Source organism: Sphingopyxis sp., from assembly GCF_035944815.1.
Classification (GTDB): Bacteria; Pseudomonadota; Alphaproteobacteria; order Sphingomonadales; family Sphingomonadaceae; genus Sphingopyxis.
In genome coordinates, this window is record NZ_DASZAU010000006.1 from 107,742 (window position 1) to 121,518 (window position 13,777).

At 65.8% G+C, this 13,777-nt stretch carries 16 protein-coding genes; 7 read left to right on the top strand and 9 right to left on the bottom strand.

The features are described from left to right. Positions 1-145: 145 nt before the first annotated feature. Complete coding sequence (locus VGU00_RS09385; protein WP_327467803.1) at positions 146-1,714, top strand: hypothetical protein; 1,569 nt, start codon at positions 146-148, stop codon at positions 1,712-1,714. Here the strand turns inward: VGU00_RS09385 and rimO are convergent. Beyond that, on the bottom strand, positions 1,711-3,081 hold the full coding sequence (rimO, locus tag VGU00_RS09390; protein ID WP_327467805.1) for a 30S ribosomal protein S12 methylthiotransferase RimO: 1,371 nt from the start codon (positions 3,079-3,081) through the stop codon (positions 1,711-1,713). The genes VGU00_RS09385 and rimO overlap by 4 nt on opposite strands. Positions 3,082-3,176: 95 nt before the next feature. On the opposite strand from rimO, the gene VGU00_RS09395 reads away from it, so the two are divergent. After that, positions 3,177-3,503 carry a DUF423 domain-containing protein gene (locus tag VGU00_RS09395; protein WP_327467807.1) on the top strand — a complete coding sequence of 109 codons (327 nt, stop codon included), beginning with the start codon at positions 3,177-3,179 and terminating at the stop codon, positions 3,501-3,503. On the opposite strand, the gene VGU00_RS09400 is transcribed toward VGU00_RS09395, so the two are convergent. The 6 genes from VGU00_RS09400 to VGU00_RS09425 form a co-directional block, all read right to left on the bottom strand. After that, positions 3,500-4,567: a potassium channel family protein gene (locus VGU00_RS09400; protein WP_327467809.1), complete on the bottom strand. Its 1,068-nt coding sequence runs from the start codon at positions 4,565-4,567 to the stop codon at positions 3,500-3,502. The two genes, VGU00_RS09395 and VGU00_RS09400, sit on opposite strands and share 4 nt — an antisense overlap. Beyond that, positions 4,564-5,640, bottom strand: coding sequence for a M23 family metallopeptidase (locus VGU00_RS09405; RefSeq protein WP_327467811.1), 1,077 nt, complete (start codon positions 5,638-5,640; stop codon positions 4,564-4,566). Before VGU00_RS09405 ends, VGU00_RS09400 begins: the two co-directional genes overlap by 4 nt. 81 nt (positions 5,641-5,721) lie before the next feature. Further along, positions 5,722-6,486, bottom strand: a complete 765-nt coding sequence (gene surE, locus VGU00_RS09410; RefSeq protein ID WP_327467813.1) for a 5'/3'-nucleotidase SurE — start codon at positions 6,484-6,486, stop codon at positions 5,722-5,724. Positions 6,487-6,583: 97 nt separating this feature from the next. Then, positions 6,584-7,867: a serine--tRNA ligase gene (gene serS / locus VGU00_RS09415; protein WP_327467815.1), complete on the bottom strand. Its 1,284-nt coding sequence runs from the start codon at positions 7,865-7,867 to the stop codon at positions 6,584-6,586. 43 nt (positions 7,868-7,910) lie between these two features. After that, entirely contained in the window at positions 7,911-8,372 is a 462-nt protein-coding gene (locus VGU00_RS09420) for an SRPBCC domain-containing protein (RefSeq protein ID WP_327467817.1), read from the bottom strand. Further along, positions 8,369-8,713: a metalloregulator ArsR/SmtB family transcription factor gene (locus VGU00_RS09425; RefSeq protein ID WP_327467819.1), complete on the bottom strand. Its 345-nt coding sequence runs from the start codon at positions 8,711-8,713 to the stop codon at positions 8,369-8,371. The genes VGU00_RS09420 and VGU00_RS09425 overlap by 4 nt, the downstream gene beginning before the upstream one ends. A gap of 151 nt (positions 8,714-8,864) precedes the next feature. Between VGU00_RS09425 and VGU00_RS09430 the strand changes: the two genes are divergently transcribed. From VGU00_RS09430 to VGU00_RS09440, 3 genes are all read left to right on the top strand, one after another. Then, positions 8,865-9,737, top strand: coding sequence for a hypothetical protein (locus tag VGU00_RS09430; RefSeq protein WP_327467821.1), 873 nt, complete (start codon positions 8,865-8,867; stop codon positions 9,735-9,737). Positions 9,738-10,452: 715 nt separating this feature from the next. Continuing rightward, positions 10,453-10,914, top strand: a complete 462-nt coding sequence (dksA, locus tag VGU00_RS09435) for an RNA polymerase-binding protein DksA (protein ID WP_327467823.1) — start codon at positions 10,453-10,455, stop codon at positions 10,912-10,914. A gap of 111 nt (positions 10,915-11,025) precedes the next feature. Continuing rightward, positions 11,026-11,391 carry a PilZ domain-containing protein gene (locus VGU00_RS09440; protein ID WP_327467825.1) on the top strand — a complete coding sequence of 122 codons (366 nt, stop codon included), beginning with the start codon at positions 11,026-11,028 and terminating at the stop codon, positions 11,389-11,391. A gap of 47 nt (positions 11,392-11,438) precedes the next feature. Here the strand turns inward: VGU00_RS09440 and VGU00_RS09445 are convergent, their stop codons facing one another. Beyond that, on the bottom strand, positions 11,439-11,597 hold the full coding sequence (locus VGU00_RS09445; protein ID WP_082665215.1) for a YdcH family protein: 159 nt from the start codon (positions 11,595-11,597) through the stop codon (positions 11,439-11,441). Between the two features lie 126 nt (positions 11,598-11,723). Here VGU00_RS09445 and VGU00_RS09450 point away from each other — a divergent pair, with 126 nt between their 5' ends. Together VGU00_RS09450 and VGU00_RS09455 are read left to right on the top strand one after the other, a co-directional pair. Beyond that, positions 11,724-11,921, top strand: coding sequence for a YdcH family protein (locus VGU00_RS09450; protein ID WP_327467828.1), 198 nt, complete (start codon positions 11,724-11,726; stop codon positions 11,919-11,921). 98 nt (positions 11,922-12,019) lie between these two features. After that, positions 12,020-12,490 (top strand): DUF1465 family protein, encoded by a 471-nt coding sequence (locus tag VGU00_RS09455; RefSeq protein ID WP_327467830.1) that lies wholly within the window; start codon positions 12,020-12,022, stop codon positions 12,488-12,490. Between the two features lie 172 nt (positions 12,491-12,662). Here the strand turns inward: VGU00_RS09455 and VGU00_RS09460 are convergent, their stop codons facing one another. After that, entirely contained in the window at positions 12,663-13,742 is a 1,080-nt protein-coding gene (locus tag VGU00_RS09460; protein ID WP_327467832.1) for a DUF2332 domain-containing protein, read from the bottom strand. Positions 13,743-13,777: the final 35 nt, after the last annotated feature.

The window sequence follows — 13,777 nt, forward strand, 5'->3', positions numbered from 1 at the left end:
ATATGCCTATTATAACATCGCAGTCGCCAAGCCGTTCCTCGATGCCGGGATAAGGCGTGGATTTGTCCGCACCACTTATCCGCTTGCGCACGCCCGCGTCTTTGCTAGCCCTCTTTCGACGCGGCGAAAAAGGGGGAGAAAAGGGATGCGGCAGGCGGGGGTGGCGCTCGGCATGTTGGCTTTGGTCACAAGTGCTGCGGCGCAGGAAGCTGCGCCCGCAAAGCCGCGTTTCGATTTCACCGGGGCGAGCGATGCAGAGTTGTGGGCCGCCTATAATGCGGCAGTCGAGCGGCAGGATGACGACTATTGCGGCTTTTTCGTTCCGCTGTTGTCGCAGATCGAAACGCGCGGCGGCGCCGACAAGCGGGTGTCCATATCGCGTTCGGGCGCCGAGCTCGAATGTGCCATCCAGCAACGACATTGGGATGTCGCTTATCGGCAGATAAAATATCTCGAACGCGCGAGCGCGAAGCTTCCTCCGCTTTTTGCCGCGTCGATCGCACGATTGGCGGGGGCGCTCCCCGACGCCTCGGGCCGGTTGCTCGAACATATCGACGCGATCGAACCGGGCGCTTCGTTCAAAGAGGAGTCCCGCGAGCTGTGGGCGCTCGGCCGTGCCTTCGCGGTTGCAGGGCGGTCCGCCGAGCGATTGCAATTGCTTCGCAAGCTGGCCGAAGAACGGCGGCTGGACAAGATGGCCGAGGACGACCGGCAAGGGATATTGTCGGCGCTGTTCGCGGCCGAGGTCGAGGAAGGAAATCTCGATACGGCGAGGGGATTGGTCGGGAATGTCCGCAGCCCTTACACGATGCTCTCCGCATTGGGCGACCGGCGCTACGCCTCGCTCTGGCCGCAACTCGAAGCGCAGGCCGGTGACAATCTGCATCTGATCCTGAATGCCGCAGTGGCAGAGGCGCTCGCGAAATATGAAGACGCGCCCGGCGATAGCGAACTGCTCCAGAAACTGGCGCATGCCTATCTTCGTGCCGGACGGTTCAGCGAAGTCGTCGAGCTGGTCGAGGCGAAGCGACCGCCGCCGGAGAAGATGTCCGGGATCGATCAGGATATGGCGTGGGCGCTCAATGTGGAGGCCTATGCGCTCGATGCGCTGGGACGGCCGGGCGATGCCGATGCCATATTCGACCAGCTGGCAGCCATTCCCTTCGATGCGAGGGAGAATGGCTGGCTGGTCAACTTCGTGATCAATCGCGGCTCGCGACTGGTCGATCTTGGCCGGTTCGAGAGCGGGCTGGCAGCCGCCGAACTGGCCGGAAAGATCGCCGAAAGAAGTGGCAGCGGCTACGCGAGGATGCTCGTGCGGCGCGACCGGATATGCGCCCTCACCGCACTCGGACGGGCAGCCGAGGCCGCCCCGATCCTGCTGGAGGTCGATGCCCATATCGACGAATCGCCACGCGTTGCAGCCGAGGCGCTGCTCTGCGCGAAGGAGGAGGGCAAGGTCGCGGCGCTGGTGATCGCCGAATTGAACGACCCGGCCAAAGCCGGGGATATGGTCGAAGCCCTGCAGGGGCAGGAATTCGACCCGTTCTACACCGTATCTGTGCTGCCGAGCCTCAAGGTGCGCATGCGCGCGCGCAAGGATGTCGATGTCGCATTCCGGAAGGTCGCGCGCGACCTTCCGGCACGCTTCGCTCCCTTGTTCGGGAAGCGGCGCGCCGAATCGGCGGCCGGTGCTGGGGCTGCGACCGACTAGGCGGAGACCACTCCGAACAGGTCATGCTCGTCGGCGTCCTCGATCTCGACATCGACGATATCGCCGGCTTTCAGCGTTGCCGCGACGTCGCGGAGATAGACATGGCCGTCGATCTCGGGCGCGTCGGCCTGTGAGCGGCCCGTGGCGCCGATGCTGCCGTCTTCGTCGGCCTCGCCGACCTCGTCGATGATCACGGAGAGCGTGCGGCCGATCTTGGCTTCGAGCTTTGCGGCGCTGATCGCGGCGGTTTTTGCCATGATGCGCTGGTAGCGCTCTTCCTTGACCTCTTCGGGAACCGGATTGTCGAGCGCATTCGCCTGCGCGCCCGCGACGGGTTCGAAGCGGAAGGCACCGACGCGGTCGAGCTGCGCTTCATCGAGCCAGTCGAGGAGATATTGGAAATCCTCCTCGGTCTCGCCGGGGAAGCCGACGACGAAGCTCGAACGGATCGAGATGTCGGGGGCGATCGCACGCCAGCTCTTCAGCCGTTCGAGCACTTTCGCCTCGTTCGCGGGGCGCTTCATGCGCTTGAGGACGCTCGGCGCCGCATGCTGGAAGGGGATGTCGAGATAAGGCGTCAGCAGCCCTTCGGCCATCAGCGGGATCACCGCGTCGACGTGCGGATAGGGATAGACATAGTGGAGGCGCACCCACGGCGCGCGGCCTTCGCCCGTCTTGAGCTGACCGAGTTCGCGGGCGAGGTCGGTCATATGCGCGCGGACCTCGCGGCCATGCCACTGGCGCGGGTCGTGGCGGATGTCGACGCCATAGGCCGAGGTGTCCTGGCTGATCACCAGCAGTTCCTTCGTCCCTGCGGCGACGAGCTTTTCGGCCTCGCGCAGCACCGCGTCGATGCGGCGGCTGACGAGTTTGCCGCGCAGGTCGGGGATGATGCAGAAGGAGCAGCTGTGGTTGCAACCTTCGCTGATCTTCAGATAGCTGTAGTGGCGCGGCGTGAGCTTCAGCCCGCCCTCGGGAACGAGATCGATGAACGGCCCCTGCGTCGGCGGCGCGGCGTCGTGGACGGCGTCGACCACCTGTTCGTACTGATGCGCGCCGGTGACGGCGAGCACGTTCGGGAAGCGCGCGCGGATGACCTCGGCCTCATTCCCCATGCAGCCGGTGACGATGACGCGGCCGTTTTCGGCCATCGCTTCGCCGATCGCCTCGAGGCTCTCTTCCTTCGCCGAGTCGAGGAAGCCGCAGGTGTTGACGAGCACGACATCGGCGCCCGCATAATCGGGCGACAGGCCATAGCCGTCGGCGCGCAGCTTGGTCAGAATCCGTTCGCTGTCGACCAGCGCCTTGGGGCAGCCGAGCGAAACCATGCCGACCTTCGGCTGGGTGGGGAGCGTTTTGACTGTCATGATTGGCGGCGCCCATAGGGCATTTTGCCCGGCTTGTCACGCGCCGCGCGCTGGCGCATGGATTGCAGCGACTTGGACAGGAAGGAAAGCCACGGATGATCGGCGTATGGGCAGCGATTTCGGCAGCGGTAGCGGTGGCGGCGGGCGCTTTCGGTGCGCATGGCGCATCGGGGCCGCAGGAGGCCGAATGGCTGCGCACCGGCGGGCTTTACCAGCTGATCCATGCGGTGGCCGCGCTCGCGATCATGGGTGTGGCGCGCGGGCCGGCGGTCATGCTGCTGGCCGGCGGCGCCATATTTTCCGTCACCCTCTATGCGATGGCGTTCGGCGCGCCGCGCTGGTTCGGGGCGATCACGCCGATCGGCGGGACGCTGCTGATCGTCGGCTGGCTGTGGGCTGGCTGGCTTTACTGGCGCGGTTAACCGCCCGGCACGCTCGCTTCGCACTCTTCGCAGCGAACGACCTCCACGATCATGTCGCCATGTTCGAGCCGCTGCGCCTCTGGTTCCCAGAAACCATAAGGCTTGCCCGCGCGATAGATGCGCAGCCCGCGGCCGCCGCCGGCAAGCCGGTCGATGCTGTTGCCGACTTCCTCGCCACTGACGGTGCGTTCGCGGAGCTGGACGCGGCCGCCAACGCTGGCAAGGTCGGCCATATAATCGGCGACATGTTCGCCCTGCGCCGATCCAGCGAGCAGCAGCCCGGTGAAGCTCACGGGGTTGATGACATTGTTCGCGCCCGCCTGCCGCGCGAGCAGCTCGTTATCCTGCGCGCGGATCACGACGCTGATCGGTACGTGCGGGGCGAGGTGGCGGACGGTGAGTACGATGAGGATCGAGGCGTCGTCGCGCCCTGCCGACACGAGCACCGACTGCGCCTCGCCGATCCGCACGTCGACCAGCGTATCGTCGTTCGACGCGTCGCCTTCCAGCACGTTGCAGCCCGCCGCTTCGGCGGCATTGATCCGATTTCGCGCTTGGTCGATCACGACGATGCACGACGGGTCGGTGCCGCGCGCGATCAGTTCGCGGACCGCCTCGGCGCCGCTGGTGCCGTAGCCGAGCACGACGATATGGTTGGTGAGCTTTGCCTGGATACGGGCCATACGCCATTTTTCCCATGTGCGCTTGATGACGAAATTATAGGCGGTGCCGACGAAGATGAAGAGCACCATGATGCGGATCGGTGTCACGATCACCGCCTCGATCAGCCGCGAACGGTCGGACACCGGCGCGATGTCGCCGAACCCCGTCGTCGTGACCGAGATCATCGTGAAATAGACGACGTCGAGGAAGCTGATGTGGCCGTCGTGACTGTCCTTCAGCCCCGCGCGGTCGATCCAGTGGACGAGCACGACGATGCCAATCAGCGCAAAGGCGACGCTGAGCCGCGTGATGACATCGGCCCAGATCGGCCATTTGCTCGCGCGCTTCAGCAACTGAAACTGGTGCGGCAGTTTCAGTCTGTCGGACGGCTTGCGGCTCATCGGGGCGGCAGTTGCTTCATCGGATCGACAGGTATGCGATTTTTGCGCAACTGGAAATGGAGTTGCGATGTCTGGACCTGTCCGGTGGCGCCGGCGCGGCCGATGACGTCGCCCATGCGCACCGTCTGGCCCCGCTTCACGTCGATCCGCCCCGCATGGCCATAAGCGCTGACCCAGCCGCTGCCATGGTTGATCAGGATCAGCCCGCCATAGACACCGATCTGGTCCCCGGCATAGGCGACGACACCGTTGGCGGTGGCGCGGATCGGAGTACCGGCGGCGGCGGCGATGTTGATCCCGTCGCTGACCTTGCCCGGCGCAATGGGACCGAAGCGGGCGAGGATCGGGCCGTTGAGCGGCCATTCGAAGCGCCCGGTGAAATAGGCCGGGCCCGCGATCGCGGTGGTCACGGGTTTGCGCGGCGCGGCGCTGCCTGTTGCAGGTTTGCCGCTGGCGGCAAGCGCCGGCTGGCTGCCCGTCGCGATGTCGTCGATGTCGAGGCGGAAGGCGGCGGCGCGCGCGCCGACATCGACCGGACCGCGCGCCGCCCGCGCGTCGGCGGGCAGGCGCAGCCGCTGGCCCACGCGCAGGATATAGGGCTCGCTGAGCGCATTGACCGTGATGATCTCGCCCCAGTCGGCGGCGTAGGCGGCGGCGATGCCGATGCCCGTCTCGCCCGCCGCGACGCGGTGATAGAGGCCGGCGGGAATGCGCAGCTGTTGTCCGGGGCGCAGCGTGTAGGGCGGGGCCAGGTCGTTTTCGATCGCGAGCGCTTCGGATCCCGCGCCCGTCATTTCGCCGATGGAGCGGAGTGTGTCGCCGGCGCGAACGGCGTAGCTGCCCGCCTTGACTTGCACGGCGTTGGTGGTGACCGGCTTCAGCGTCCAGGTCGGCTTTGCGTCGCCGCCGACGACCTCGCCTGCGAAGATGTCGCGGCGCACCGCCTCCTCGCGAACGGGTTGTTCGGCGCGCGCCGGCCGCGAAACAGGGGCTGGCGCGTGGCTCGCCGGGATACAGCCCGCGAGCAGAAACGCCCCCGACAACAGCCAGATACGATGGTTAACACCCCCCATGCGCCCTCTTTGCCAAAGCAAAGCGGCGCTGGCTAGGCTTCTGTCCCGATCTGGAACATAATTCCGATTTTTACGTGCGGTTCAGCCGCCATAGGCGCCGCGCAGCGCCGCGAGCGAGGCATCGTGCGTCAGGTCGAGCTGGAGCGGGGTGACCGAGATATATCGATCGTCGATCGCCTCGAGGTCGCTGTCGTGACCGAGGCTGTGTTCGATGCCGTGGAGGCCGAACCAGTAATAGCGATAGCCGCGCGGATCGGTGCCCTCGACGATCGAACCGCGGCCATAGTCGTGGAAGCCTTGGCGGGTGACGCGAATGCCTTGCACTTCGGCGGCGGGGATCGCGGGGAAGTTGACGTTGATCAGCGTGCGCGGCGCCATCTCCATGTCGAGCAGCGGGCGCAGCACCTGTGCGCCCCATTGCTCGGCGGCTTCGAACGGTACGCTGTCGCCCATGCCTTCCTTGGCATAGACTTGGCTGAGTGCGATCGAGCGGATGCCCGCGAGCGCGCCCTCGATCGCCGCCGACACGGTGCCCGAATAGGTGATGTCGTCGCCGAGATTGGCGCCGCGATTGACCCCCGACAGGATCAGGTCGGGCTTTTCGGGCATCAGCTTGCCGATCGCCATCATCACCGAGTCGGTCGGCGTGCCGCTGCACGACCAGCGGCGTGTCCCATGCTGGCGGATGCGCACGGGGCGCGAGAGGGTGAGCGAATGGCCGGCACCCGACTGTTCCTCGGCGGGGGCGCAGACCCAGATGTCGTCCGAAAGCTGGCGCGCGATCGCTTCGAGGACCGCCATGCCGGGGGCGTGATAGCCGTCGTCGTTGGTGAGGAGGATGCGCACGTTTCGTTTCTCTCTTTCTTCGTCATGCCGGACTTGATCCGGCATCCATTCAGCGGTTGGGTCATGGACCCCGGATCAAGTCCGGGGTGACGAGTGTTTATGTCGACGCGGGCGTCAGCTTCGTGATGCCGCCCATATAGGGCAACAGCGCCTTGGGAATATCGACGCTGCCATCGGCTTGCTGGTAGTTCTCAAGGATCGCGACGAGCGTGCGGCCCACAGCGAGGCCCGAGCCGTTCAGTGTATGGACGAACTCGTTGCCCTTGACCTCTTCGCGGCGGAAGCGCGTGTTCATGCGGCGCGCCTGGAAATCGCCACAGTTCGAACAGCTCGAAATCTCGCGATAGCTGTCCTGACCGGGCAGCCAGACTTCGAGGTCATAGGTCTTGCGCGCCGCAAAGCCCATGTCGCCGCTGCACAGCAGCATCTTGCGATAGGGCAGCTCGAGCGCTTCGAGGATTGTCTCGGCCGCGCGCGTCTTGCGTTCGAGTTCGGCATCGCTGTCCTCGGGGCGGACGATCGACACGAGCTCGACCTTCCAGAACTGGTGCTGGCGAATATAGCCGCGCGTGTCGCGCCCCGCGGACCCGGCTTCGGACCGGAAGCAAGGGGTGAGCGCGGTCATACGGACCGGCAGCTCGGCCTCGGGCAATATCTCTTCGCGCACCGCATTGGTCAGGCTCATTTCGGAGGTCGAGATCAGCCAGCGGCCGTCGGTGGTCTGGAACAGGTCCTCGCGGAATTTGGGGAGCTGCGTCGTGCCGAATGCGGCTTCGTCGCGCACCATCAGCGGGGTTGCGCATTCGGTGTAGCCCGCCTCGTTCGTCTGCTTGTCGATCATGAACTGGCCAAGTGCGCGTTCGAGGCGCGCCATCTGGCCTTTCAGGAAGGCGAAGCGCGCGCCCGACATCTTGGCCGCAGTCTCGAAATCGAGGCCGAGCGCCGGAGCAAAGTCGGCATGTTCCTGCGGTTTGAAGTCGAAGGTGCGCGGCGTGCCCCAGCGCGCAATCTCGACATTGCCTTCCTCGTCCTCGCCGTCGGGGACGTCGGCGGCGGGAAGGTTCGGGAGCGCGGCGAGAATGTCCTGCAGCGCGGCAAGCTGCTCGCGTTCGGCGTCTTCCTTGGCGGGGAGCGCGGTCTTGAGGTCGGCGACTTCGGCTTTCAGCGCCTCGGCCTTGTCCTTGTCGCCCTGCGCCATCGCCTGGCCGATCAGTTTCGATGCTTCGTTGCGGCGCGCGAGCGAGGCCTGAATCTCGGTCTGCAGCGCGCGCAGCGATGCGTCCGCTGCCACGATTTTGGCGGACAGGGGTTCGAGGCCGCGGCGCGCGAGGCCGGCATCGAAGGCTTCGGGATTGTCCCGGATCAGGCGGATATCGTGCATGCGCCGCGCTATGGCGGGGCGGCCCGCGCGGCGCAAGCCCGGTTTAGCGCTCGATCAGCGTTGCGAGCTGGCCGATTGCGGTGCCCCAACCTTCGTAAAATCCCATTTCGTCATGCTTCGCGCTGTCTTCGGGGCTTTTGTGAAGGACCCGCGCCGCATAGAGCGTGCCGCCGTCCTTCGGTTCGAAGGTCAGGATCGCGGTCAGCGCGAGCCAGGGCTCGACGGGCTGCCAGCCTTCGGTCAGCACCGTCGTGAAGACCAGCTTTCGTTCGGGGATCGCTTCGAGGAAGCAGCCATCGACATGCGGCTGGAAATCGGCGGCGCCCGGTTCGCGCATGCGGGTGACGAAACCGCCGCCGGGCCGCAGGTCGAGTGTGTCGACACGGCGTTCGATCGGTGCCGGAATCCACCAGCGGGCGAGCTTTTCGGGGTCGCTCCACGCATCCCATACGACCGCGGGTGGGGCTGCGATGTGGCGGGAAATGGTGAGTTCGCTCTTGCTCATGCTTTCGGCTCCTTGCGATTTTGCGATTCGACAAATTCGGCGAGGCGGTCGGAGCGGCCCTGCCATTCGGCGCGCTGTTCGGCGAGCCAGTCTTCGGCCGCCGCAAGCCGGGCGGCTTCGATATGACAGGTGCGGACGCGGCCACGCTTTTCGGTACGGATCAGGCCCGATGTTTCGAGTACCGACAGATGTTTCATGAAGGCGGGAAGACCCATGTCGAAGGGCTCGGCGAGCCGGCTCACCGGCGCCGCGCCCTTGAGCAACCGGCCGACCACCGCGCGCCGCGTCGGGTCCGACAGCGCGTGGAAGACATCGTCGAGCGGGTGGGATTGGTTCACCATATGGGAAACCATGGCGTATAGTTTTCCATATGGCAAACTATTATTCGGCGACAGGAAAAAAGGGCCACTCCGGAGAGCGGCCCTTCAGTAAGGTGGCGCGGGTGTCCCCGGCCGCCAGTGGATAGGTTACGCCGCGTTCGCGTCGTCGTCGTTGCGGTTCGCCGCGCGGCGACGTGCGACGAGTGCAGCGGCCGCGGCACCGAACAGCAGCATCATCGGCGGCGCGGGGACCGGCGTCGGATCGCCCGACGATCCGCCGTGGCTGCTGCTGCCGCCCGAGCTGGACGACGAAGAAGAGGATGACGACGAGCTGCTGCTCGACGAGGAAGAGGACGAGCTGCTCGTCGTGCCGAAGCTGCTGGTGCCGCCCGTCGCGCCCGACGAGGTGGCGCCGCTCGACGTGCTGCTGCTCGACGAGGACGACGAAGAGGAGGACGACGAACTCGAGCTGCTCGAGCTGCCGCCCTTCGACGAACCGCCCCAGCCCGAGCTGCCCTTCGACGAATTGCCATGCGAGGACCCGTGCGAGGAGCCATGCGACGATCCGTGCGAACTGCCGCCCTTCGACGACCCGCCCGACGACGACGAGCTCGACGACGAAGAAGAGGAGGACGATGAGGACGAGGAGCTCGACGACGAACTGCTGCTCGTGCTGGTCGTGCTCACGCTGCCGGTCGAAGTCGAGACGTTGCCCGACGACGTCGAGACATTGCCCGACGAGGTGCTGACGCTACCGGTCGACGTCGAAACACTGCCGGTCGACGTGGAAACGCCGCCCGTCGAGGTCGAGACGCTGCCGGTCGAGGTCGAAACGCCCGACGAGGTGCTGGTCGAGGTGCTGACGCCGCCCGTGGTGGTCGAGGTCACGACGATGCTGCCGCTGCTGCCGCCGCCGCTGCTGCCGCCGAAGAAGCCGCCAAAGAAGCCGCCGCCGAAGCCGCCACCAAAACCGCCGCCGATCACGGTCACGCCGCCGCCACCGCCGCCGCCTTCAAAACCGCCGCGCTGCGGGAAGGGGGCATAGGGGATCGGGGGCAGGGGGATCGTTTGCGTCACGACCTGCGTCTGCGGGGCTGCGCTGCGGATCACGCGCTTCGTCGTCACGACGCGGCGAACGCGCTTCACTGGCTTGCGCGCCGCATGGCGCTTGCGCACGACCTTCTTGGCCGGCCCCGCGCAGGGCGAGCAGGATTGCGCCGCGCGCGCCTTCGGAACGTCGGCGATCTGCATCGCGCCGCCACCGATGAGTGCCCCGCCGCAGGTGCAGGCGCAAAGCTTGGCAAGGGCCATTCGGACAGACATAGGTTTCTCTTTCTTTCCCGTTGCAGGTGCGAAGCGTCCTCGACCGACACCCAATTTCACCTTCGCTATAACCCAAAAGGCCAAAGCTTTATGAACGCGGCAATCGCGTTAACCGCGTTTGCCTGTCCGACAGCGGGAAATGGGCACCGGAATCAACCAAAATCACCGTATCTGTCCCAAAACAGAACGGAATCTGCAACGATTCTATGCGATTGGTTAATCTTCGGCCCTAAATGGGGGCTGACGCGGCCCCCCGGCCGGGTCCTTTGGCGACCGGGAATCATCGGCTGGTGTACGCCGGTTCAGCCCTGCTTCACGCGGTCGATGCGATGCGCTGCTTCGGCGCTTGTATCGTGACCGGTGGCTGGTTATAGGCGCGCCACTCCCTGCACGCTTGACGGCCTGCGGGGTGACAGGAAAGGACGCGAGAGCCCCTCATGCCGACCAAGATTGCCGATGTTGGCGCAGACGCGCTTCGCGAAGCCATATCCAATCTGGATTCGGATTACGTCCCCAGCGACGACGAAGAGTTTATGAACGAGCGGCAGCAGGACTATTTCCGCGGCCTGCTCCTCGCCTGGAAAAAATCGATCCTGTTCGAATCCGAATCGACGCTCGCGCATCTCCAGGACGGACCGCTTCGCGAACCCGACCTTGCCGACCGCGCTTCGAGCGAGACCGACTGGGCGATCGAACTGCGCACGCGCGATCGTCAGCGCAAGCTGATTGCCAAGATCGATTCGGCGATCCGCCGCATCGACGAAGGCGAATATGGCTATTGCGCCGTTACGGGCGAGCCGATTTCGCTTGCGCGCCTGCAGGCCCGGCCCATCGCGACGATGACGCTGGAGGCGCAGGAGCGTCACGAACGCAACGAACGGATTTCGCGCGAGGATTGATCGCGCGGGCGTTCGCCCCATTTACGATTCCGCAACGACCCGGACCTAGATTCGCGCCCTGACATTCAACGCGGGGAACGGGTCGCAATGGAATCGCGCGTACCAACATCAGTGGACGAGGAAGTCGCTGCGCTGTCGCGCGGCGCCGATCGGGACAGCCTGTTCATGCAGGCCAATCTGGTCGTGCCGGGCAAGACCGATGCCGTCGTCGTGCGCGTGCGCAACCTGTCGGCCGGCGGCATGCTGGCCGAGGCCAAGGTGCGAATCGAGCAGGGGGCGACGGTCGAGGTCGAACTGCGCAACGTCGGCCCGGTGCCGGGCCGCGTCGTCTGGGCGGGCGAGGGCAAGTTCGGCATTGCGTTCGACCGGCCGGTCGATCCGCAGGCGGTTCGTCGTCAGGTGGTTTCGGAGTCCGATCTGCCGCCGCATCTTCGGCGCACTGGCCTCGAACGGGGGGCCTTGTACCGCCGACGCTGATGCGTCCTGCATAGGGCAGCATCAGCGGGCGGCGGTTGTCGCGATCGTCAGGCGATCGCGAGCATCTCTTCCTTGATTTTGAGCTTCTGCTTTTTCATCTGTGCCAGCACGCCTGCGTCGGGGCAGGGGCGGCGTTCCTCATTCGCAATTTTCTCGTCGAGGTCCGCGTGGCGGGACTTCAGGGCGGAAAGGTGCGACGTGCTCATATGCCATTCTCCTTTTTCGACTCGATTGGCATGGCTGAGTAAATCACGAATCGCACCGAATGTCGTCGCGATTCGGTCAGCCGGTCCCCGTTGCGGACCAGCGGTGAACGTGGCAGGAAGGCGGGCGTGAGCCCCGAGGAAATTACCCAGCGCCTGGAACTGCTTCGCGTCGAGCATCGCGATCTCGACGCCGCGATCATCGCGCTCGGCGACGGCGCGGTGCCCGACCAGTTGCAGATCGCGCGATTGAAAAAACGCAAGCTGCGCCTGCGCGACGAGATCGCCTGGTGCGAGGATCAGCTGGTTCCCGACATCATCGCCTGATCCGGGTAAGGCGCTGAATCAAAACGGGACGCTCGGCACCCGAGATTTCATGGTTACCGCCATTGCGAAGCCGCCCGGCGGCGTGGCATCCCCGTCCCATGGTCGGTGGGCAGGCAGACATGATGGCGATGGCAAGGCCGGTGCAGCGCGCGCAGGTGGAAAATCTCTATGTCGAGGCGATGTTGCTTGCCGATGAGGCGCATGCCGCCTTTGCCGCACAGCGCGACCTTGGACGCGCGAACGGCGACGCCCTGTCGCAGATCGGCCTCGCGTGCGAATCGCTGAAGACGACGACGCGCCTGATGCACGTCATCGCCTGGCTGCTTCACCGACGCGCGATGTTTGCGGGCGATCCGGGCGCCGGGCCGAACGACAGCGCGGCGCGCATCGGAGAGCCCGTCGCCGCCGACTGGGATGTGTGCGCGCGTTTCGACATATCGGTCCGCCGCATCATTTCGGCCAGCGAGCGCCTGTTCGAACGCATCGCGGCGATCGAGGCCGGATGGGAAGCGCCGCGCGCCCTGCCGCCCGTGCAACAGCTTCTGGCCCAACTGGAAGCGCGGCTCTGAAGGCAGCCGAACGGTCGCTTTCGGCCGGTTGTGGCCATAGCTATCATCGTCACCCCGGACTTGATCCGGGGTTCACGACTTCAGTGCTGCGATGGATCCCGGATCAAGTCCGGGATGACGAATATCGGGAAGGGCGGCTCTCCACCCCGGAATCGACGCGATCCGACGTCGGCTAGTCCAGCCACTCGATCCACGCGCCATGCGCATGGGCATGGCCCAGTTTTTTCGGCGTATCGCCGGCGGGCCAGTATCGCACGACCAGCTCGTGATGATGCACCGTCCGGTTCGCCTCCAGTGCGATCCAGGCGAGCGGCCGTTCGGGTGTCGCCCGGGCGCCCGCGGCCTCCATCGCCGCCGTGACGCGCGCCTGCTGGTCGGCTGGAACATATTGCCAGACGATCGAGTGCATCAATATCCGTGTCGTGCCCTCGGCCTGCGGGCGGGCGAGTTCCGCCTCGATGAAATCGGCGGCGTTCGCGTGGACCAGTTGCGGCGGCTTCTCTGACGCAGCGGCGATCGCCGCCTCCATGCGCGCAAACCGGATATGATGTTCGGGCCAGATATAGGCCTTGAGCCGCAGCGCCTGCGCCGGGTCGGTCAGGTCGACCGGCGCGACGTCGCAGCCCTTGAGTCCCGCGAAGTCGATCCGGTGCTGCGGCGGATGACGGCCGCGCCAGTCGGGTGTAAAGGCCATTGCGCCCGGCTGCGGCCCTACCTGTACGCCGCCGAGGTCGTAGTGATAGCGGTCGATCATCAGGTTGATCCCGGCGCTCGATCCGATCTCGAGACAGTCGAAATGCGGGGGCAGACCCTGGTCGGCGAGCCACAGCATCGCCGCGATGAAGTTGGAAGATCGCCCGGCTTCGTTCGTCTGCGGCGGACCGTCGAGCCACGGGAGGAGCGCGGCTTCGTGCCGCCGGACGACTCCGGCGATGATGGCGTCGTCGTTGATATCCTCGGCATCGGCATAGACGGGCGCGAGTTCGTGCGCTGCGCCGGACAGGTGGAGCGCGTGAATGCCGCCCGCGGCGCGCAGCGGCAGCGCATCGGCGAGCGGGGCGCCCTGCCAGCCCGCGATGCGGCGCGCGAACTCGCTGGCGGGCTTGTCGAGTAGCGATCCCAGCGCCGCAACGACGCGCGCGGTGACTCGCGCATCATTGTGGCGGCAATAGGCGACCTGATTGGCAAAGGCGGTCCGGACCGCCCGGGGGCCGGTCTCCGCCATGTCGACAAACTGGTACCGGTCGCTCATTGCCCTTTCTCCCTCCGCCGCTTATGGGCTGGCGC